21 protein-coding genes are annotated in these 20,289 nt (G+C 60.2%); 10 read left to right on the top strand and 11 right to left on the bottom strand.

What is annotated here, in order from left to right:
* Positions 1-7: 7 nt before the first annotated feature.
* A complete protein-coding gene (locus M2360_RS05880) occupies positions 8-1,111 on the top strand; it encodes a M42 family metallopeptidase (RefSeq protein WP_280773524.1) in 1,104 nt (367 codons plus the stop codon).
* Between the two features lie 8 nt (positions 1,112-1,119).
* A complete protein-coding gene (locus tag M2360_RS05885; RefSeq protein WP_280773526.1) occupies positions 1,120-2,613 on the top strand; it encodes an FGGY-family carbohydrate kinase in 1,494 nt (497 codons plus the stop codon).
* 9 nt (positions 2,614-2,622) lie between these two features.
* On the opposite strand, the gene M2360_RS05890 is transcribed toward M2360_RS05885, so the two are convergent.
* From M2360_RS05890 to M2360_RS05915, 6 genes are all read right to left on the bottom strand, one after another.
* Positions 2,623-3,729, bottom strand: a complete 1,107-nt coding sequence (locus tag M2360_RS05890) for a GGDEF domain-containing protein (protein WP_280773528.1) — start codon at positions 3,727-3,729, stop codon at positions 2,623-2,625.
* Positions 3,730-3,859: 130 nt separating this feature from the next.
* Positions 3,860-4,492, bottom strand: coding sequence for an NAD(P)H-dependent oxidoreductase (locus tag M2360_RS05895; protein ID WP_280773530.1), 633 nt, complete (start codon positions 4,490-4,492; stop codon positions 3,860-3,862).
* A 113-nt stretch (positions 4,493-4,605) separates the two neighbouring features.
* Positions 4,606-5,046 (bottom strand): RbsD/FucU domain-containing protein, encoded by a 441-nt coding sequence (locus tag M2360_RS05900; protein WP_280773532.1) that lies wholly within the window; start codon positions 5,044-5,046, stop codon positions 4,606-4,608.
* A complete protein-coding gene (locus tag M2360_RS05905; RefSeq protein ID WP_280773534.1) occupies positions 5,046-5,975 on the bottom strand; it encodes a carbohydrate ABC transporter permease in 930 nt (309 codons plus the stop codon). Before M2360_RS05905 ends, M2360_RS05900 begins: the two co-directional genes overlap by 1 nt.
* Before the next feature lie 10 nt (positions 5,976-5,985).
* Positions 5,986-7,020, bottom strand: coding sequence for a sugar ABC transporter permease (locus tag M2360_RS05910; RefSeq protein ID WP_280773604.1), 1,035 nt, complete (start codon positions 7,018-7,020; stop codon positions 5,986-5,988).
* A gap of 178 nt (positions 7,021-7,198) precedes the next feature.
* Entirely contained in the window at positions 7,199-8,860 is a 1,662-nt protein-coding gene (locus M2360_RS05915) for a sugar ABC transporter substrate-binding protein (RefSeq protein WP_280773536.1), read from the bottom strand.
* Between the two features lie 439 nt (positions 8,861-9,299).
* On the opposite strand from M2360_RS05915, the gene ugpC reads away from it, so the two are divergent.
* The 3 genes from ugpC to rbsK are packed head-to-tail and all read left to right on the top strand — an operon-like array spanning position 9,300 to position 11,808.
* Positions 9,300-10,361 (top strand): sn-glycerol-3-phosphate ABC transporter ATP-binding protein UgpC, encoded by a 1,062-nt coding sequence (gene ugpC, locus M2360_RS05920; protein ID WP_280773537.1) that lies wholly within the window; start codon positions 9,300-9,302, stop codon positions 10,359-10,361.
* Positions 10,362-10,421: 60 nt separating this feature from the next.
* Complete coding sequence (locus M2360_RS05925) at positions 10,422-10,877, top strand: RbsD/FucU family protein (RefSeq protein ID WP_280773539.1); 456 nt, start codon at positions 10,422-10,424, stop codon at positions 10,875-10,877.
* Positions 10,878-10,884: 7 nt separating this feature from the next.
* Positions 10,885-11,808: a ribokinase gene (gene rbsK, locus M2360_RS05930; protein WP_280773541.1), complete on the top strand. Its 924-nt coding sequence runs from the start codon at positions 10,885-10,887 to the stop codon at positions 11,806-11,808.
* A gap of 145 nt (positions 11,809-11,953) precedes the next feature.
* Here rbsK and M2360_RS05935 read toward each other — a convergent pair whose 3' ends face one another.
* Entirely contained in the window at positions 11,954-12,298 is a 345-nt protein-coding gene (locus M2360_RS05935) for a flagellar export protein FliJ (protein ID WP_280773543.1), read from the bottom strand.
* Positions 12,299-12,734: 436 nt separating this feature from the next.
* Between M2360_RS05935 and ctrA the strand changes: the two genes are divergently transcribed.
* The gene (gene ctrA, locus M2360_RS05940; RefSeq protein ID WP_280773545.1) at positions 12,735-13,436 is read left to right on the top strand and encodes a cell cycle two-component system response regulator CtrA; all 702 of its coding nucleotides are present in this window, start codon (positions 12,735-12,737) and stop codon (positions 13,434-13,436) included.
* 154 nt (positions 13,437-13,590) lie between these two features.
* On the opposite strand, the gene M2360_RS05945 is transcribed toward ctrA, so the two are convergent.
* Together M2360_RS05945 and M2360_RS05950 are read right to left on the bottom strand one after the other, a co-directional pair.
* Entirely contained in the window at positions 13,591-13,965 is a 375-nt protein-coding gene (locus tag M2360_RS05945; protein ID WP_280773547.1) for a response regulator, read from the bottom strand.
* A 115-nt stretch (positions 13,966-14,080) separates the two neighbouring features.
* Positions 14,081-14,731: a histidine phosphotransferase family protein gene (locus M2360_RS05950; RefSeq protein ID WP_280773548.1), complete on the bottom strand. Its 651-nt coding sequence runs from the start codon at positions 14,729-14,731 to the stop codon at positions 14,081-14,083.
* A gap of 245 nt (positions 14,732-14,976) precedes the next feature.
* Between M2360_RS05950 and M2360_RS05955 the strand changes: the two genes are divergently transcribed.
* The gene (locus M2360_RS05955; RefSeq protein ID WP_280773549.1) at positions 14,977-15,549 is read left to right on the top strand and encodes an EipA family protein; all 573 of its coding nucleotides are present in this window, start codon (positions 14,977-14,979) and stop codon (positions 15,547-15,549) included.
* 63 nt (positions 15,550-15,612) lie between these two features.
* On the top strand, positions 15,613-16,860 hold the full coding sequence (locus tag M2360_RS05960) for a hypothetical protein (protein WP_280773550.1): 1,248 nt from the start codon (positions 15,613-15,615) through the stop codon (positions 16,858-16,860).
* A gap of 22 nt (positions 16,861-16,882) precedes the next feature.
* Here M2360_RS05960 and M2360_RS05965 read toward each other — a convergent pair whose 3' ends face one another.
* Both M2360_RS05965 and M2360_RS05970 read right to left on the bottom strand, forming a co-directional pair.
* The gene (locus M2360_RS05965; protein WP_280773551.1) at positions 16,883-17,716 is read right to left on the bottom strand and encodes an RNA methyltransferase; all 834 of its coding nucleotides are present in this window, start codon (positions 17,714-17,716) and stop codon (positions 16,883-16,885) included.
* Positions 17,713-18,108: a hypothetical protein gene (locus M2360_RS05970; protein ID WP_280773552.1), complete on the bottom strand. Its 396-nt coding sequence runs from the start codon at positions 18,106-18,108 to the stop codon at positions 17,713-17,715. Before M2360_RS05970 ends, M2360_RS05965 begins: the two co-directional genes overlap by 4 nt.
* A gap of 27 nt (positions 18,109-18,135) precedes the next feature.
* Here M2360_RS05970 and M2360_RS05975 point away from each other — a divergent pair, with 27 nt between their 5' ends.
* Together M2360_RS05975 and rpoH are read left to right on the top strand one after the other, a co-directional pair.
* On the top strand, positions 18,136-19,176 hold the full coding sequence (locus M2360_RS05975) for an RluA family pseudouridine synthase (protein ID WP_280773553.1): 1,041 nt from the start codon (positions 18,136-18,138) through the stop codon (positions 19,174-19,176).
* Between the two features lie 140 nt (positions 19,177-19,316).
* The gene (gene rpoH, locus M2360_RS05980; protein ID WP_280773554.1) at positions 19,317-20,222 is read left to right on the top strand and encodes an RNA polymerase sigma factor RpoH; all 906 of its coding nucleotides are present in this window, start codon (positions 19,317-19,319) and stop codon (positions 20,220-20,222) included.
* Positions 20,223-20,289: the final 67 nt, after the last annotated feature.

The following is a 20,289-nucleotide window of genomic DNA, read 5'->3' on the forward strand; positions in this document are numbered from 1 at the left end:
GGCTCAGATGCGCAACAGGCTGAGAGCCGAACTCGAAACGCTGATGCGCATTCCGGGCCTGTCCGGCTATGAAGGGCGCGTCCGCCGTTACCTCAAGGCGCAATTGCAGGAGATCGGCCTTCAAACCCGCACCGACCGGCTGGGTAATCTGATCGCCACGATCAAGGGCGCCGAGGGCGCGCCGTCGGTAATGCTGTTCACCCATATGGATCAGCTCGGCTTCGTGGTGCGCAAGATCGAGAAGAACGGCTATGTCAGGGTCGAACGGCTTGGCGGCGTGCCGGAGCGCGCGCTCGCTTCGCAGGCGGTGCTGTTTTCGCTCGGCGAAGGCAGGGATATTCCCGGCGTGATCGCCAACAAGGCCCATCACGCCACCCAGCCCGATGAAAAATACAAGGTTCTGCCCTATCCGGAGCTCTATATCGACGCCGGCTTCAGAAGCGCCGAGGAGGCGCTGGCTGCGGGCATCGATGTGGGCACGCCCATCGTCTACCAGCCCGAAGTCATCGATCTCCGCAATGGTCGCATCGCCGGCACGTCTGTCGATGACCGGGCCGGCTGCGCCGTGGTTCTGGAGGCGGCGCGTGCGCTTGCCTCGGCCGAGGACAGGCCGACGGTGCATATCGTCTTCTCCGTGCTCGAAGAGTTCAATCTGCGCGGCGCGCTGACGGCGGCGCAGATGCTCGAGCCCGATATCGCCATCCAGATTGACATCATCCTGGCGGCCGATACGCCTGATATGGGCGCGCGCGGCGATGTTACGCTCGGTGGTGGGCCGGGCATGGGGCTCTATTCCTTCCATGGACGCGGCACGCTCAACGGCACGATCCCGCATCCGGCGCTCGTCCGGCTGTTTGAAGAGACGTCTGCGGGCGAGGGGATTCGCCTGCAGAAAAGCGCTCATATCGGCTGCCTGACCGATTCCTCCTATGTGCAGCTGGTGGGCCAGGGGGTTGCGTCGATCGATATGGGCTTTCCCATGCGCTATTCGCATTCTTCGCTGGAAATGTGCGACCTCGCCGATCTCGAAGAGCTGACGGATTTGCTGGTTGCCGCCATCGTCAGGATCAAGCCGGGCTTCAGCCTCGACCGGGACGATTTCGAACAATAGGGGGGACAATGGCCTATTATCTCGGCGTCGATATCGGGACTTTCGAATCCAAGGGCGTGCTGGTCGATGGCGCGGGCGAGATCGTCGCCCAGGCTGCGCGGCCACACAAAATGCTGGTGCCGCAGCCCGGCTGGGCCGAGCACGATCCTGACAAGGATTGGTGGGGCGATTTCTGCTTTCTGTCGAAGGCGCTGATCGCACAGAGCGGGATTGATCCCAAGCACATCCGCGCAGTCGGCGCTTCCGCCATCGGCCCCTGCATGCTGCCGGTTGATCGCGACGGCAATGCGCTGATGAACGGCGTGCTCTATGGCGTCGACACACGCGCCGCCCGCGAGATCGAAACGTTGAACGCCAGCCTCGGCGAAGCGCGCATTCTCGACGAATGCGGCAATGCCCTGACCTCTCAGTCGGTTGGCCCGAAAATTCTCTGGCTTAAGAACAACAGGCCCGATCTCTACGAGAAGGCCGACAAGTTCGTGACCTCCACGACATTCATCGTGCAGAAGCTGACCGGCCGAACGGTGATGGATCATTACACCGCCGCCAATTTCTCGCCGCTCTACCGGATCGACGAACAGGCTTGGTCGGACGCGCTCAATGACGGCATCGCGCCGCTCGACAAGCTGCCCGAGATCCTCTGGACCACCGATATTGCCGGCGAAGTGACGGCGGCCGCTGCGCACGCCACCGGGCTCGCCGCGGGCACCCCCGTCATTTGCGGCACGATTGATGCGGCGGCGGAGGCTTTTTCCGTCGGGGTGAGCGAGGCCGGCGACATGATGGTCATGTATGGTTCGACCATCTTCATCATCGAACTGACCGCAGCTCGCGTGCGCGACGCCCGACTGTGGTATGCGCCCTGGCTCTTTCCAGGCGAACACGCCTCGATGTCCGGGCTTGCGACATCGGGCACGCTGACGCACTGGTTCCGCGACCAGTTCGGCCGCGATCTCGATCCCGCCACGGCTTTCGGCGAGCTTGCCCGCGAGGCCGAAACCTCCGAGCCCGGCGCGAAGGGTCTCGTCTTCCTGCCCTATTTCTCGGGCGAACGGACGCCGCTTCACGATCCCGACGCCAAGGGTGTGCTGTTCGGCCTCAACCTCACCCATGGGCGCGGGGACATTTACAGAGCGCTGATCGAGGGCATCGCGCATGCCACCAATCATATCTTCGAGACCTATGCAGAAGTCGGCGCCCGCCCTAAACGGCTGATGGCCGTGGGCGGCGGGGTCAAGAACAAGATCTGGCTGGAGGCAACCTCCGACATTTCGGGCCTGCCGCAGAGGCTGGCGCGGCGCATGGTCGGCGCGTCCTATGGCGACGCCTTTCTCGCCGCGCTTGGCGTCGGCGATGTCAAGCGCGAGGATATCCTGGCGTGGAATCCGGTGGAGGCGGAAGTCGTCGCGCAGCCGCACGCGGCCCATGCCCGCAATCACCGGATCTTCCGCAACCTTTACCGGCAGACCAAAGATCTGATGCGGGATATTGCGGCCCCCTGATCCAGGGGGTCAGGTCTCGGCGTGCAGCCAGACGCGATTGCGGCCGTTCTGCTTGGCTTTGTAAAGCGCTGCATCGGCGGCGCTCATCACCTCGGTTATGACGCTTGTCGCTCTTGCGACGGCGACGCCGGCGCTGATAGTGGTGATGGCGTCTTGATGGTTCTCGATCCGTTTGCGGATGAGTTCAGCGATGGCCAGCGCCGCGTCGTTGCCCGATCCCGGCAGGAAGACGCCGAATTCCTCTCCGCCCAGGCGACCATAGATCGCATGTGACGGCAGATCGCTGGCGATCATTTCGGCTACCTTGCGGAGCACCTTGTCTCCCGTCGCGTGGCCTAATGTGTCATTGACCCGCTTGAAATGGTCAATATCAAGCAGGATGAACGCGTCGCCCGGTCGAGGCTCTGCTGGCAGGCCGCTGAAGAAGTGACGGCGATTGGGAAGACCTGTCAATTCGTCCGTGGCGATCAGCCGGTGCAGATCCGCCTCCGTCCGCTCCTTCACCATGATGATGATGAACAGGCAGATGATGAAAAACAGCACGATCAGCAGGAAAAACACGATGTTGAGAGCGTCAGGCGAAATCAGGAGCCCATTGATGCCGAGGACTATGGCGAAGCAGAGGAGCGCGCCCAAGCCAAGCGCCAGGGACAGTGGAATCTTGGCGCTCAGTTTTTCGCGCCGCATGTCGAGAAAAACCATCATCGCGCAAACGAAAAGATAAAACCCTGCTGAAAAGTTGAAGACGGAGGCGCGGATTCTGTTGTCGTCCATGCTGTCGGTGAACAGAATCACGAAGGTCAAGATGAATGGCGGCAGCATCGCCAGCCAAAGACGCGTCGTTTTTGCCCCGGTGGTCAGTTCTTTGAGCCCGATCCAAAGCAGGGCGTAGCCCGCCAAGCCCATCACGGTCATCAACATGATCCAAAATGTGCCTGCGAGAGTCCCGGCTTCCACCATGCCGGCCAAGGTTGTGGCGGCTGCCTGGAGGAAGAACGAAGCGGCGAGCACGCCGAGGCCTTCGATGTGATCGCCGTGCCAGCGGACGTATAAAAAGCAGATCGCCCCGACGAGCAGGGACGACTTGAACAGCAGGAGAATGGTGGCAAGATCCAAGACTTGGCTTCCGAATGCTTACTTCATGAAATAAGCATAAGCCGAGCGCGTTACGGTTTTCTGAACCGGTTCAAGATCGCGGAGCAAAAAAACAGAACGCGACGCGCGACGCGCCGCGTTCCCGGAGCCATCAGGCGACGGTGGAGACGAATTCATCCCTGGGGCGGCGGACTTTCTTGAGGTTCGCCAGCCAGTCGCCTTCCGTTGCGCGGTAGCCGAGCGGCAGAATGGTCACCGAACGCAGGCCGCGGGCGCGCAGGCCGAGAATGTCGTCGAGCGCTGCGGGATCAAAGCCTTCCATCGGCGTGGCGTCGACTTTTTCTTCCGCGGCCTGGGCGATAGCGAGGCCGAAGCCGATATAGGCCTGGCGGGCGGCGTGTTCGAAATTCACCTGCTCGTCACGATTTGGATAGTTGTTGAGCAGCATCTGACGGTAGTTTTCCCAGCCTTCATTGGTGACGCCGCGTTCCTCATTGACGAGATCGAACATCTTGTTGATGCGGTCCGTGGTGTAATTGTCCCAAGCGGCGAAAACGAGCAGGTGAGAGCCGTCGGTGACCTGAGCCTGGTTCCAGGCGATCGCCTTGATCTTTTCGCGTACATCCTTGTTGGTGACGACGATCACTTCGAAGGGCTGCAAGCCGCTGGAAGTCGGCGCGAGCCGCGCGGCCTCGACGATGCGGTCGACCTTGTCTTCGGAGACGGTCTTGGACGGGTCCATTTTCTTGGTGGCGTAGCGCCAGGAGAGTGTGTCGAGAAGCATGATTGCCTTCCTAAATGGTCATTGCCGAGATCACTTAGGCGCCCGCTCATCGGAAAACAATTAGCATGCTGATAAATATTTGCCGCCGGAACGAAGATTTCTCCCGCGCCAGATTAGATCACGCCTTTCTTGATGATAAAACAGCCGTAAGGACCGGGATCGGAGGTCCGGAACACCACAAAACTCTGCCGCGCCGCCTCGTAAAACGCGAAACGCTCCAAGGCCGCCATGCCCACGGCTCGGCCTTCCGCTGCATCGACCACCGCCTGCACGGCGTCGAAGATCGGCAGGACTTCGCCGGGATTGCCGACAACCTGCATGCGTTTCACCGGTTGCTCGACAAAGGTGTCGACCGGAAAAAGTTCGAGAATGGCGGCGAGCGCAGTCGGAATGTCAGCTCCGGCGAGATCGATGATCTCTCCGTAAACTGTGTCGCGCGCAATGGTCGCCGCCGGGTGGTTGACGTCGCAGATCAGGAACTCGTCGCCATGGCCCATCAGCATCAGCGCGTTCAGGGCTTCGGCGCTCAGAAGGCGCGGGATCTTTTTCAGCATCACTTCACCGATCCGGCTGTCATGCCCTTGATGATATAGCGTTCCAGGAAGATGCCGATCACCACCAGCGGCGCAATGGCTGCCGTCGACAGCGCCGCCATGGACCACCAGTTGATGCCTTGCGATCCGGTTTGGCTCGCCACCATCACCGGCACGGTGGTGGCGTGAGTCGAGGTGAGCAGGGCTGCGAAGAAATATTCGTTCCAGCACAGAACCAGCGCGAGAATAAAGGCGGCGACCATGCCCGGCGCAGCGAGCGGAAAGACGATGCGGAAGAAGGCGCCCCAGATCGACAATCCGTCCACCAGCGCCGCTTCCTCAAGCTCGACGGGAATGCCGGCAAACTGGTCTCGCATGATCCAGATGACGATCGGCAGCACCATCAGCGTATAAAGCATCACCAAGCCGAAGGTGGTGTCTAGCAGCGCCAGTTCCTTATAAAGCGCCAGGAAGGGCAGGGCCAGCACCACCGGCGGCAGGATCAGCTGCGACAGGAAGAAGAAGGAGATGTCCTTGTTGCGCATCCAACCGATCTTGTAGGCGAAGCGGGTCAGCCCATAGGCGGCGAGCGAGCCGATCAGCACGGCAAGCAGCGAGGCGCTAACCGAGGTGATGACGCTGTTGAAGAAGCGCTTCAGGAATTCATCGCGGACGGTGGAGGGACGGATAATTGTTTCCGGCGACAGGCCCAGCGACTGCCAACCCTTCCAGTTGGGGACGAAGTCCACCCAAGGGGTGATGGCGCCCTTCTGCACGTCCTTGGCGACTTTGAAGGAGGTGGTCAAGGTCCAGTAGATCGGAAACAGGCAGATGATCGTCCAGAGCGTGAGCGCTCCGTAGATGAAGAAACGGCCGAAATAGAATTTCGCGGTTCCGTCTTTTTCCGTGGGCGCGTCGGCGGCGCTGATGGCTTGGCTCAGTGTCGTCATGACGTCCTCCTCAATTTTGGTCGCTGGTGTTCCACCGGCTGGCGAGTTTCAGTAAACCGGTCACGAAGAGGATAATCAATACGAGATAGACGAAGGCCAGCATGGTGCCGTAGCCGACATTCGATCGCTCTCGATATTCGCGGAAGATGAAGCTGGTCACAGTGTCAGTGGCGCCGCCGGGGCCGCCAGCGGTCATGTTGATGACGATGTCGGCCAACTTTAGCTTGAAGATCACCCTGAGGACGACGGCGGTGATCGACACCGGCAGCATCAGCGGGAATGTGATGCGCCAGAAGGCCTGCCAGGGCGTCGCGCCATCGACGCGGGCGGCTTCCTGCACTTCTTTCGGCATGGCCTGGAGGCCTGCCAGCAGCATGATCAGCATGAAAGGGATATAGGTCCATGCGTCCATGATCATGATCGACACGCGGGCGATGCCCGGCGTCGAGAAGAAAGCCGGCTGGTCCCAGCCGAGATGTCGCGCGAGCGTGGCCAGCGGGCCGAAACGATACTCGCCGAGCGACTTTCCGACCATCCAGGACACCGCGACCGGCGACAGCATGAAGGGCAGCAGGAAGGCGACGCGAAAGAATTTTCGAGCGCGAATCTCGGCATTGAGCAAAAGCGCAAGGCCGAAGGCGATGGCGTATTCGACCAGGATCGCCAGCACATAATAGACCATGTTCAGGATGGCGTTCCAGAAATAGGGATCGCTCGACATTTTCACCAGATTGTCGACGCCATTGAAATGTTGTCCCTCGAAGGACGACAGGTTCCAATCGGTGAAGGCGATATACAGACCGAAAATTGTCGGGAAAATCACCATGAACACGGTGAACAGGAAAGCCGGCAGAATGAACAGCATCTTCTTGCCGTATTCGCCGCGGACCATCACCAGCGAATAGGCCAGCGCCACACACCACAGGAGCACCGCGTAGAGCACCGGGCGCCAATTGTCGAAGCCGATCGCCAGCGCGCCGGAGACATGCAGGCTTTGCACGGCGGCCGTTGCGACCAGCAGGGCGGTCGCGGCCCAAAACGCCATGCGGCCAAGCCGCTTGCGGCTTTCGGGAATTTCGTCGTCGGTGTTGACCGTGAATAGCCGGTCATTGACCAAATCAGCGCTGCTCGACATACGGCTCCGCCCGTTTTCATAGTTCCTGGGTAAACAGAAAGGCCGGCGGCGTAACGCCGCCGCCGGCCAAGATGCGATGATCGCGCGGTTACAGGCCCAGCGAGGCCTTGTAGAGAGCGATCTGCTTGTCGCGACCGATCTGATCGGTCAGCTTTTCCCAGGCGGCGGCGATCTTGTCGGCGCCTTCCTGCGCGGTCATCTGGCCGGCAAAGATCTTGGCCAGTTCGTCTTCGGCGACCGAATAGTACTGGAAGATACCGGGGATGCGCGGCTCGATGGCTGCGTTCGGGTGGTTGTAGCTGTCCTTTTCCGAGCCGAGATAGGACGAGATGAAGCCCTCGTCATAGCCTGCGGCAACCCATTCCTCGATGTTGAAATGCGAGTTGCGGTAGGGCTGCATGCCGGACGGATAGGCTGCGGTCCACAGCGAGATGTCCTTGCCGCCGAGATGGGCGGCTGCGGACCAGGCCGCCTTTTGCTTCACCGGATCGGCGTCGACGCGGGCCATGACATAGATGCCCCAGCCGATATAGGCCATGTTCGGCGCATAGTTCGGGCCCGAAGCGAGCTTGTCCCACTGGCCGGTCTTGGAGTTGAAGACATCGTCGGAGCCGGGAAGGATCGAGAAGCCGACCGAGTCGCCGATGACTGAGGAGTCTGACGTCTTGGCGGAAGAACCCACGTCGCCCCACCAGGCCAGCATCGAGCCGGTGCCGGCGAGGAACTGCTGGAAGGCGGTCGTGCCGGGATCGGCGTTGAGCTGATCGGCCGGCTCGGACGGCAGGGCGTCGATAACGTCCTGGATGGTGCGGACCCAGGCCGGGTTGTTGATACGCGGCTTCATCGTGTCGGCGTCGAACAGCCAGGCCTTGTCATCGGGATGCTTGGCGTAAGCCGTCGCGCGCGAGGCGAGGAAGTAGAAGCCGAAGCCGCCCCAGCCCTTGGGCGCGTCGAGATAGCCGTACAGATCCTGGCCGTCGAGCTGCTTGCCCTTGAGGAATTTGGTGACTTCCTGCACCTGCTGCCAGGTCTTGGGCACGCCCCATTCGCCCTGATGTCCCTCGTCCTTCCAGGCCTTGGCGAGGTCGGCGCTGGCGAAGACGTCGGTGCGGTAGTTGAAGTTGTGGCAGTCGCCGTCGACGGAGATGCGATATGTCTTGCCGTTCCAGGTGCCGACTGGAGCCTTGAGGTAGCCGACATAGTCGTCCATGTCGATCTGGGTCTTGACCCAATCGGGCATTTCAGACGCCAGACCCTTTCCGCAAACATCGCCCTCAAACGGCGCGCCCATTTCGAGAATGTCGAAATCGACGGTGCCTGTGGCGATGGATTGCTGCAGACGAGCGTTATAGTCTGCCTGGGCGAGGTCGATCCAGTTGATCTTGGCGCCGGTATATTGTTCCCAGGCATAGAGCAGGCCGCGGAACAGAACATTGTGGAGGTTCTGGTTGTTGAGGCCCATGAAGGACAGCTCGACGCCCCTGAACTCGCCTTCCTTGACCGCAGCCTTGGTGGCGCCGAGGCAGAGTTCACCGACCTTCTGCCAGTCGGCGTCCGTGGGCGAACCTGCGCCGACACCCGGAATCTTCAGAATTTCCGCACGCAGATTGTCCTGCGCCATCGCCGGGCCGGCGATGCCTGACAGAGCCGTGCCTGCAAGGCCCATCGCGCCGAGGCTCGCCGCGCCTTTCAAAAGGCTCCGACGGTTCATGGCCTGTCTGGCCAACAATTCGTAGAGTTCAACTTTCACGCCATATCCTCCCATGGTGGCTTACAATCCAGCCCGGCGCACTCCCCGCCTTGCCGTTTCGTCGAAGAAGTCTTGCATGTGGACCGCGCCTGACGCAAATTGTATTTTACCGACATCGATAAGGACAAAAGCGTCTGCTCCTCCGCAGTACACGCATAAATCACGCCTGATTTGGCGATTTGCAAAATAAATCTGTCCTATGCTGGCCGTCAATCATCAATTTCAATGGCTTGTATTGCATTGCGGTATTCGTGTTGCATCGCAATACATGCGTGGCCGGAAAAATCTGGACAGTCCATTCTGGGTCGGCTACACGGAAACCAAGGGGGCGGCGACCCATTGCGGTTGCTGTGCGCCCTTGGGGAGGTATTGTAAGTTTTGAACAACGATGGCCTGGCGGCTTCGGGTTCGAGACGGTATCCGCATTTCGGGAGGTGGAATGTCTCAAGTTCTGGTCCAGGACGTCAAGAAGGCCTATGGGTCGCTTGAGGTCATTCATGGCGTCAATATAGACATCGCCGACGGCGAGTTTGTGGTGCTTGTCGGCCCGTCTGGTTGCGGGAAATCAACGCTGCTGCGCATGGTCGCGGGCCTCGAAAGCATCACCGGCGGCAAGATCCTGATCGGCGACCGCGTGGTCAACAATGTGCCGCCGTCGGATCGCGACATCGCCATGGTCTTCCAGTCTTATGCGCTCTATCCGCATATGAAGGTCAAGGACAACATGGCCTTCTCGCTGAAACTGAAGAAGACGGATCCCGCCGTCGTGGCCGAACGCGTCGCCTCCGCTGCCGGCATTCTCGGGCTGACGCCCTATCTGGACCGGTATCCGCGACAGTTGTCCGGCGGCCAGCGCCAACGCGTCGCCATGGGCCGCGCCATCGTTCGCAATCCGCAGGTCTTCCTGTTCGACGAGCCGCTGTCCAATCTCGACGCCAAGCTGCGCGTGCAGATGCGCACGGAGATCAAGGAGCTGCATCAGCGGCTCAAGACCACCACAATCTACGTCACCCATGACCAGGTCGAAGCCATGACCATGGCCGACCGTATCGTGGTGCTGCAGGATGGTCGCGTCGAGCAGATCGGCGCGCCGCTCGACCTCTACGATACCCCGGCCAATCTGTTCGTGGCGACCTTCATCGGCTCGCCGTCGATGAACCTGATCAAGGGCAGAGTGAAGATCGTTGGCGGCGATGCGTTTGTCGAGGCGGGCGACCTGCTGCTGCCGATCAGCGCTGGCCGCGCTGTGTCGGAGGGCCAGGAGGTCACCTACGGCATTCGCCCCGAACATCTCGAACTCTCCGATGAGGGTTTCGAAGGAAAGGTCGGCGTCGTCGAGCCGACCGGGTCTGAGACGATGGTGTTCGTGCATGCCGGCGGTCGCGATATACTCGCGCTGTTTCGCGAACGGCATATGTTTTCGCCGGGTCAGACGATCCGCCTCAGGCCGCGCCGGGAAGCGGCGCATGTATTCGACAGCGCCACCGGCAAACGGATATGATCTGCCGGCGGCGCATGGTCGCCGTCGCTTCATTCATCGCAACCATCCAGGGAGGCCACTATGCTCAAAGGTCTATCGCCGCTTCTGAACGCGGATGTGCTTTATGTTCTTAAATCCATGGGTCATGGCGACTATATCGTCTTGTCGGATCTCAATTTTCCGTCTGAATCGGTCGCCCAGCAGACCGTCCATGGCAGTCTTTTGCGCATGGAGAACACCACGTCCGCTCAGGCGGCGGCGGCGATCTTGTCTTTGATGCCGCTCGACACATTCATCGACAATGCCGCCCAGCGTATGGAAGTGGTGGGCAATGCCGACGAGATCCCGCTTGTGCAGCAGGAAGTCCAGTCGGCGATCGACACGGCGGAAGGCAAGCATTGGCCGCTGGTCGGCGTGGAGCGTTACGCCTTTTACGATCTCGCCAAGAAAGCATATGCCGTGATCCAGACCGGCGAACGTCGTTTCTATGGCTGCTTCATGCTCACCAAGGGCGTGATCCCGCCGGATGCCGCGTGAGGCTGCCATGTCGCATGATATCGTAATCCTTGGCGTCTTCGTCGCCGACACCGCCTATCGCGCCGCTCGCCAGCCGAAGCTTGGAGAAACCATTCTCGGCAAGAGCTTCTCGCTCGGGCCAGGCGGCAAAGGCTCCAATCAGGCTGTCGCCGCAGCCCGCGCCGGCGGTGACGTCGCGTTCCTGTCCAAACTCGGCGACGATGCGTTTGCCGACATGGCGATGAAGACATGGGAAACGGCTGGCGTGAACCCGGTCGTCAGCCGTGACCCCGCGAGCTATACCGGCGCGGCCTATATCTTCCTCGAGGAAGGGACGGGCAACAACGCCATCATCGTCGCGCCTGGCGCAGCAGCGACGATTTCGCCGGCGGACATGGAGGCCCGGGCCGATCTGATCGGCAGTGCGAAGATTTTCGTAACGCAGCTCGAACAGCCGCTTGACGCGGCGGTGCGCGCTTTGGAAATCGCCAAGGCGGGTGGGGCGATCACCATCCTCAATCCGGCTCCGGCGCAGCCGCTCGACGCCTCCGTGTTCGCGCTTTGCGACTATGTCACGCCCAACGAGAGCGAAGCGGAAATCCTGACCGGCCTGCCGGTGACAACAGTCGACGAGGCCAGGGCAGCGGCCGAAAAACTCCTGTCGATGGGCGTCAAGACGGCGATTATCACGCTCGGCGCGCAGGGAGCGCTCTATCATACGGCGGGCGAATCCAGACTTGTCCCGGCGTTCAAGGTCGGGGAGGTGGTCGACACCACGGGGGCAGGCGACGCGTTCAATGGCGGTTTCGCCGCGGCGCTTTCACGCGGCTCTGCGCCCGTCGACGCTGTTGGTTTCGGGTCGGCTGTCGCGGGTATCTCCGTCACGCGCCCCGGCACAGCCCCGGCGATGCCATCGCGGGAGGAAGCCGAAGCGCTGCTGCGCTCCGCGTAACAATCAAACATTCAGCGTTAAAACCGCGGTCGCCATACGGCAACCGCGGTTTTAACGCGTGTTGGAATGACATCAAGCCGCGCCTGTGCACGCCCGCTGGTTTGGGCCGCGCGGCTTGATCTCACGTCGTCAGGGCGATGCCGCTTTAGGCGCGCATCTTCACGTCCCGTTCCTCGATCGCCGAGGCTTTGTCGAATTCGGCCTGCAACTCTTCCACCTGGGCTTCCGCAGCGTCCTGCTGAACCTTCAGTTCCTTGATGGAGACCTGAAGATTGTCGGCCCGCTGACGGGCGGCCTTGGCGAAAGTGGAATAGGCGAAGTGGTTGGGATCCGTGATTCCGGACTTCTTTTCCTCGTAGAGGATCTGGTTTTCCAGATCTTTGGCCATACGCTCAAATTCGGCCATCATCATCTGAAGCTGTTTCAACTGCCGGCGTTTTTCCTTCAGCTGGAATTCCTTCAGACGCACTAGGCTCTCACGCGACTTCATACGCAATACTCCATGGATAGCGAGACCCGCTTACAACAGGACTGCCCGTCGGGGGATTTTCATAATCCCTCGAAAAAAGTGCGCCGACGTTAATGAAAACATAACGGCGGTAACCTTTCGTTTACGTGCATCGTTAATGATAGCCAACATCATTTAAGGGTCGGTAAATGACTGGGGTCATGGATCGACTAAGTCCAAAGAATGAGTCTGCGGAGTCAGTTAGCCGGAGATCTTAACCTTACGCGTTAAGAGAGGTCGTCGGAATGTGTGATGAAAATCAGAGGGCTACGAAAAATCTTTAACAAATACGATACACCTTGCCAGGGTGAATCAGAATTTGTTAACCATTTGATGGCAGCCTCCAAATCAGGCAAAAGCTGGATCCTAGCCGGGTTAGGACGTTGCACCTTTCAAGGCGGCGGAAAAGGGGACGAAGATGCGGGTTCTACTAATTGAAGACGATAGCGCGACAGCGCAGAGCATTGAGCTTATGCTCAAATCCGAAAGTTTTAACGTTTACACGACCGATTTGGGCGAGGAAGGCGTCGATCTGGGCAAGCTGTATGATTATGATATCATCCTGCTCGACCTGAATCTGCCTGATATGTCCGGCTATGAAGTGCTGCGCACTCTACGCCTTTCGAAGGTCAAGACTCCCATCCTGATCCTGTCCGGCATGGCCGGCATCGAGGACAAGGTGCGCGGTCTCGGCTTCGGCGCAGACGACTACATGACCAAGCCGTTCCACAAGGACGAGCTGGTGGCGCGCATTCACGCGATCGTGCGCCGCTCCAAGGGTCATGCCCAGTCGGTCATCATCACCGGCGACCTGATTGTCAATCTCGACGCCAAGACGGTCGAAATTGGCGGCCAGCGCGTGCATCTGACCGGCAAGGAATATCAGATGCTGGAACTGCTGTCGCTGCGCAAGGGCACGACACTGACGAAGGAAATGTTCCTCAACCACCTTTATGGCGGCATGGACGAGCCTGAACTGAAGATCATCGACGTCTTCATCTGCAAGCTTCGCAAGAAGCTCGCAGCCGCCGCCGGCGGCGCCAACTATATCGAAACGGTCTGGGGCCGCGGCTATGTGCTGCGCGAACCCGACGGTTCCGAGCTTATGGAAAGCGCCTGATCCCTTAGCCTCGCCGTATTTCCCGCAAAAACCTGCCTCGCATCGCGAGGTGGGCTTTTGCTGTTTTTTGGAGGCGCAGCGCGACCTGGGGGCTTGCGGAGCTTATGGAGGCGCCGCGTCGCCATTCTCGTGGGAAAATTGTTGTATCGGACTGTCAGGCCACGGCTTCTATCGCGGCAATGCCCGCGAAGGCGGCGGCGAGCACTTTGCGATCGAAAGGCTTGAGAAGGAAATCGGACGCGCCGGCGCTCTTGCCCGCCATCAGGCTCCGCAGATCGGCCTTGACCAGGCTGTAGAGGATCAGCGGGCGGCGACCGTCGCGCATGTTGCGGACAGCGCGAATAAGATCGAGCGCGCCGGTCATGGCCGAATCGACGATCATGGCGTCCGGCATCTGGGCGTCGCTTCGCGCCAGCGCCTCAAGCGTCGAGGCGCATTCGCCACAGTCGTAGCCCATTTGTCCAAGTAATTCGGCGGCGATTTTTCTCACCGCTTCGCTCTCATCCGCAATCAGAACACGCAACTTCATTGTTCGCCCTATTGTCGTTCTTCCGCGCCGCCGCAAAGATTATGGAGAAACCCATAAACAAGCAGTTACTTTTGGAGCAGCGCACGCCTACAAACAAACGGAGCGATTGAGGCGTTTATTCGGCAGTCGCCATCACGGCCGTATAGACGAGGGAATCCTCCGTCTGCATCGCGGAAAGAACCATGCCAGCCTCTTCGGCGAGCAGCACGGTGTAATAGGGCTGTATGGCGTGGGCGTCGATCGCCTCCTCCACCTGCCCGGAATTGATTTCCATGAATTTCGGCGGCAGGCGCATCATCCGGCCCTTGGCGACAAGCGTGAACTTGGCCTCATGTTCAGGGTGTTCGAGCGTGACGTCGATGACGCCGCCGCGGGGAATCGAGCCATAGGCCACCAGGAACAGGTTCAGAAGCATCTTGACGCGGTTCTTGGGAATGATGGCGCGGGGGCCGCTCCAGACCACTTCGGTCTTCTTCTCGGCGGCGGCGAAATCCTTGGCCGCCTTTTCCGCTTCGCCGGTGTCGATGGACGCGCCGACCGACCCGGATGCGCCGAAGGCCAGACGGGCCAGCTTGAGCCGAACCGAAGCGTTCAGAGCCGAGGTGCGGATGAGATCGAGCGCATCGGCGTCGGATCCGCCTTCATCGAGCAGTTCAAGCCCGTTGTTGATGGCGCCGACCGGAGAAATCACGTCATGGCAGACGCGGCTGCACAAAAGCGCGGCGAGATCGGATCCTGCAAGGGTCAGGTTCGGGTTCTTGGCCATGTCGTTCTCCTTGGGGACATCCGGGAAATGCCCGGCATGGTCGCGTCATATTCTCGTCATTCAATGCTTGCGCCGCGCGCGCCGATCAATTGGGCGTTCACTGTCAGCCATAAAGACACCACATTTGGTAAACCGATTATTAAGCGGATGGCTGCACTATGCACATAATTTGTTTCGGGGCCTTGTTTCAACGCCGATGTTGGCGTCCGGCGCCGAATTGGCCAAATGAAGAGACGGACGGACAGATGACCAAACCGCCAAAACTCGCCCGCTTGATCGGCATCTTCTTCTTCATCCTTTCCCTTGTCGGCTATTCTCCGGCTCGCGCGCAAAGCGATCAATATACGATGATCGAGATCGTCGACGCCGGCCACGGCTTTTTTGGTTCGACCACGGGTGGACTGGCCAAGGTCATCGAGAAGGCCTTCCAGAAATACGGCCTGCCTAACGGCTACATACTAGGACAGGAAGGCGCCGGGGCCTTTATCGCCGGCGCGACCTATGGCGAAGGCGACCTCTACACCAAGAACGCCGGTCAACATAATGTCTATTGGCAGGGGCCGTCGCTCGGAATCGATTACGGCGGAGCTGGCAGCCGGGTAATGATGCTGGTCTATAATCTTCCCGAAGTGAACAGCTTGTACAAGCGCTATGGCGGCGTCAGCGGCCAGGCCTATGTGATTGCCGGTTTCGGAATGACGGTGATGGAGTCCCGCGACGTTCTGCTCGTGCCGATCCGCACCGGCGTCGGCGCGCGGTTAGGCCTGAATGTTGGTTATCTCAAGCTCACCCGCAAGCCGACCTGGAACCCGTTCTGACCGGCGACGTTTGCTCGAATGCCCGCTGCGAGATACAGTAGCGGATGACGTCCCGATAGAGATATGCGCTTTGGCGCGCTGAGCCTGTCGAAGGACGACTGTGGATCTGAACGGCGCGAGGCGGTCGTGATTGAATATGGATTGCTTTTCGGCCTCGGCTTTCTGACCGCTATCGTCGCGGCGCTGCTGGTCGCGCCCGCCATACATCGGCGAATTGTCGCCTATACCGAAAACAGGATCATGACGACCTTGCCGATCAACCGGCAGGAATTGCGCGCCCAGAAAGATATGGTCCGGGCCGAGATGGCTGCGGCCATGGCGCGCACAAGCCACGATCTCAGGGTGGAGCGCGAGAAACTCGGGGCGGCGACGATTTCCCGAGACGAAGTCGCTGCGGACGCCTCCCGGCTTTACGGCCAGAACAGTGATCTGCGTCAGACGATCGAAAGCATGAAGGTCGATGCCGCAGAGATGAGAGCGGAGCTGCGCAATGAGGAACTGGCGCTGATCCGGACGAAAGAAGCGTTGGCCAAGAGTGAACACGCCGCCAAGATGACGGAAGCCCGCATCGACGAGCTGCTGCACAGGGCCTATCGTCTCGGCGTCGAGATCGACAATCTCAAAATCGAACTCGCCAGCCGCGACACCGAAATCGAGGGCTTGAAACTTCGCGTCAATGGTCTACGCGATGAGCGCGAGACCTTGCGTGATGACCTCAAGGCGATGACGACGCGGGCGAAAGACGCTGAATTGCGGCTGGCTCGCGAAGAGAACAAGACCCGCCGGCTTGAAGAGAAGCTGAATGACGAAGTTTCGAGCAGCATCGACAAGGACACCGTGCTTGAGCGCAGGATGGGCGAAATCGCCAAGCTGAGAAACAGAATCAAGCAGCCGGGCGACACGACGCCGGGGCCGCTGCCTTTCGTGGAGCGCACGATTTTGATCGACAAGACGGGTCAACGCTCCGCCGCCGCGTCGGCCATGGAGAAAGCTGCCCAGCCCGTTCCAGGTAAACGGCAAAAGCCGACGGTCAAAGTCATCGACGCGCGCGCGGCAGCCGACCTTTCCGAGCAGATCAAAACCACCTCTCTGAAAGCCGCCGAGACGCTGATGGCGCTGGATCCGGCCGGGGACGATGCGATGCGTGAGGAAATCGCCGGCATCGCGGCGAAAATGATTGCGATTGTTGGTCAGGGCGAAGGGGCAGATTCGGCGATCCGCGCCATCATCTCGCCCACGCCTTCGGCCAATGAGCATGGGCGACTTTCGCTTGGCAACCGGGCTCGAAACGAACTCTATCCGGAAAGCTGAGCAAGCGGGCGCCCTGCGGCGATCAGATCCTTCGCATGGCCGAAGCCACGGCGAAGAGAGCTATGCCTGTGGCGACGCCGGCGTTGAGGCTATCGAGCCCCGGCGCCTGCGGAATGCGCGCCGTCCGCACAGCGTCCAACACCTGCGGCGGCAGGCCTTCGCCTTCGGTTCCTGTCAAAAGCGCCATGCGCGGCGCGGCCGGGATATCGCGGATATCAATATTGCCAGACGGAGACAGGCCCCAGATGTCGAAACCGGATGCAATCAAGGCGCTAATGAGGTCGGCGGCCGTGCCGGACTTGACGTAGGGAAGCTTCAGCGCCGCGCCGACGGACACACGCAGCGCCTTGCGGTAGAGCGGATCGCAGCAGGTTTCATCGAGAAACACGGCGTCGGCGCCGAAGGCAGCGGCATTGCGGAAGATCGCGCCGATATTGTCATGATTGGCGATGCCAATCGCGGCGACCACGAGGGCGTCGCGCGGCAGCCCGGCCAGCCGATCCTCAATTCTCGGCTCGCTGGCGCGACGACCCAGAGCCAGCACGCCGCGATGAATATCGAAGCCGACCACGGCGTTCATCACCGCGCGGTCGGCCACATAGATGGGCGTCTCAGCAGGAAAAGCCCCGATTATGTCGGATAGACCGGCGGCGCGATTTTCGAGCAGGAAGACGGCCTCGGCTTCAAAATCCCCGCCCCGGCGCGCCGCATCCGCCAGAAGCCGCAACACCACCGTGCCCTCGGCGATGAATTGTCCCTGCGCCCGGCGCAAGTCACGTTCACGGATGTCGCCGAACGCGGCGATGCGTGGATCGTCCCGATCCGAGATCCTGATCAGCCGGTCGTTCAGATTCATGGCTCGGGCACGGCGACGGTGATATCTGAGATCGTCTTACCCGTTGCGATGTCATGGACGATCATCACGCGGCGGCCGCTGGCGTCGGTGCCCGAAAACCAGACACGGTTGCCGTCGACGGTGGTGGCTTCGTTGACAAAACCTTTGGGCAGGGTGATGGTCTGGGTCGCAAGTGGCGCGGTGAGCGCCTGTGCCGCAGCGGGAGCCGTGTCCGCCTGTTGGGCGGCCGAATTGTTCTTGGCCTTGTAGACAAGCGCGCCGAGGACCGCCATAAGGGCGACAATGATGGCCGAGCTCGAAACGAAAAGCAGGCGCACCATCTTCCGGCGCACTTTTTCCAGCGTCGGATCGAGCGGCTTCTCTTCTTCCTCGGGGAGATTCGGATTGTTCATCGCAGGTCCTGATCGGGTTTGAGCTTCATGTCAGCCTCCTTTACTGAAGACGGCGGAGCGGGGAAAGTCCTGATCGCCGAAGAAACCGCATCCGGACGGCTTGATGCCTGGCTGGCGCAGGCGCTTGGACCGGAGTTTTCGCGAAGCCGGGTCAAAGTGCTGATTGAAAATGGCGATGTCACGCTCAACGGCAAGGAAACCACCGAAGCCAAACGCAAGATCGCGCCGGGCGATCGCGTGGAGATCGTGCTGCCGGAGCCCGAGGCGGCGCTGCCCAAGCCGGAAAACATCCCCCTCGACGTTCTCTATGAGGATGACGACGTTATCGTGCTGGTGAAACCGGCCGGGCTGGTGGTGCATCCAGGAGCCGGCAACTGGCATGGCACGCTGGTCAATGCGCTGCTCTATCATTGCGGCGACAGCCTTTCCGGCATTGGCGGCGTCAAGCGCCCCGGTATCGTGCATCGGCTCGACAAGGACACCAGCGGCGTGATGATCGCCGCCAAGAACGATCTTTCCCATCGTCTGCTCAGCGAACAATTCGCCGATCATGGCCGCACCACTGCTCTCGAGCGCGCCTATCACGCCGTCGTCTGGGGGCAGCCGCGATCGTCTAAAGGGACGATCGACGCGCCGCTCGGTCGGGCGTCGGACCGGGTGCGGCGCGCTGTGACCAGCAAGGACGCGCCGGATGCGCGCCATGCCGTCACCCATTACGAAATCGTCGACTTCTATGATCGCCGCGAGGACGGGACTTCTGTGGCCGCCAGCGTCATCTGCAGGTTGGAGACAGGGCGCACCCACCAGATCCGGGTGCATATGTCTCATATCGGCCATCCGCTGATCGGCGACGTCGATTATGGCGCGGCTTTCAAGACCAAGGCTAATCTGCTGAAACAACCGGCGCGTAAGATTGTTGAGAAGTTTCCAAGGCAGGCGTTGCACGCCTTCCTTCTGCAGTTCGTCCATCCGCATACAGGGACGGTGATGCGCTTTGAAGCGCCATTGCCCATGGATATGCAGATGTTGATAAAAGCGTTGCGTGGCGAGGATGAAACGGAATCGTAAGGTAGACTTATTTTTCACGATTTTGTGAAGTTTCAGCCTTGAAAGCGCCGCATCGCGATCATAGATCTCGACCATGGCGGATGCGTTTATTCCGCCTCACAAGGCTTGCCTGATAGGAAGCCGTACAAGAGGGGTGCTTCATGGCCCGGAATTCTCTGCCGATGTTGACCGCCGGGGAGGCTGGTCTCAACAGATATCTTGACGAAATCAGACGCTTTCCCATGCTGGAGCCGCAGGAAGAGTATATGCTCGCCAAGCGCTACAACGAGCATGAGGATCGCAATGCGGCTCATAAACTCGTCACCAGTCATTTGCGTCTCGTGGCCAAGATCGCCATGGGATATCGCGGCTATGGACTGCCGATCGGCGAAGTCATTTCCGAAGGCAATGTCGGCCTGATGCAAGCGGTCAAGAAGTTCGAGCCCGATCGCGGCTTCCGTCTCGCGACCTATGCCATGTGGTGGATCAAGGCCGCCATCCAGGAATATATTCTGCGTTCCTGGTCGTTGGTGAAGATGGGCACGACCGCCAACCAGAAACGCCTGTTCTTCAATCTCCGCCGCCTCAAGGGCCGTATTCAGGCCATCGAAGAGGGCGATCTAAGGCCGGATCAGGTTACTGAAATCGCCACCAAGCTGAAGGTCAGTGAGGAGGAGGTTATCTCGATGAACCGTCGCCTTTCGGGCGACGCGTCGCTTAACGCGCCGATCAAGGCTGCGGAAGGAGATTCGGGGCAGTGGCAAGATTGGCTGGTCGACGATCACGAAAGCCAGGAAGACATCCTGATCGAACAGGACGAACTGGATTCGCGTCGCGCGCTGTTGTCCAACGCGCTCAAGGTTTTGAACGATCGTGAAAAGCGGATTTTCCAGGCCCGCCGACTGCGTGACGAACCTGTCACCCTCGAGGAGTTGTCGACTGAATTCGATATCAGCCGGGAACGCGTTCGCCAGATTGAAGTCCGCGCCTTTGAGAAGGTGCAGGACGCCGTGCGCAAGGCTGCGCTGGAGCAGGCCAAGGCCTTGCGTGTCGTCGAACCGAGCTGACGCTCTGCGCCCGGCTGATTGTCCGCTATGAAAAACGCCGCTCTTGATCGGGAGCGGCGTTTTTGTG

Source organism: Rhizobium sp. SG_E_25_P2 (assembly GCF_029892285.1).
Classification (GTDB): Bacteria; Pseudomonadota; Alphaproteobacteria; order Rhizobiales; family Rhizobiaceae; genus Rhizobium_E.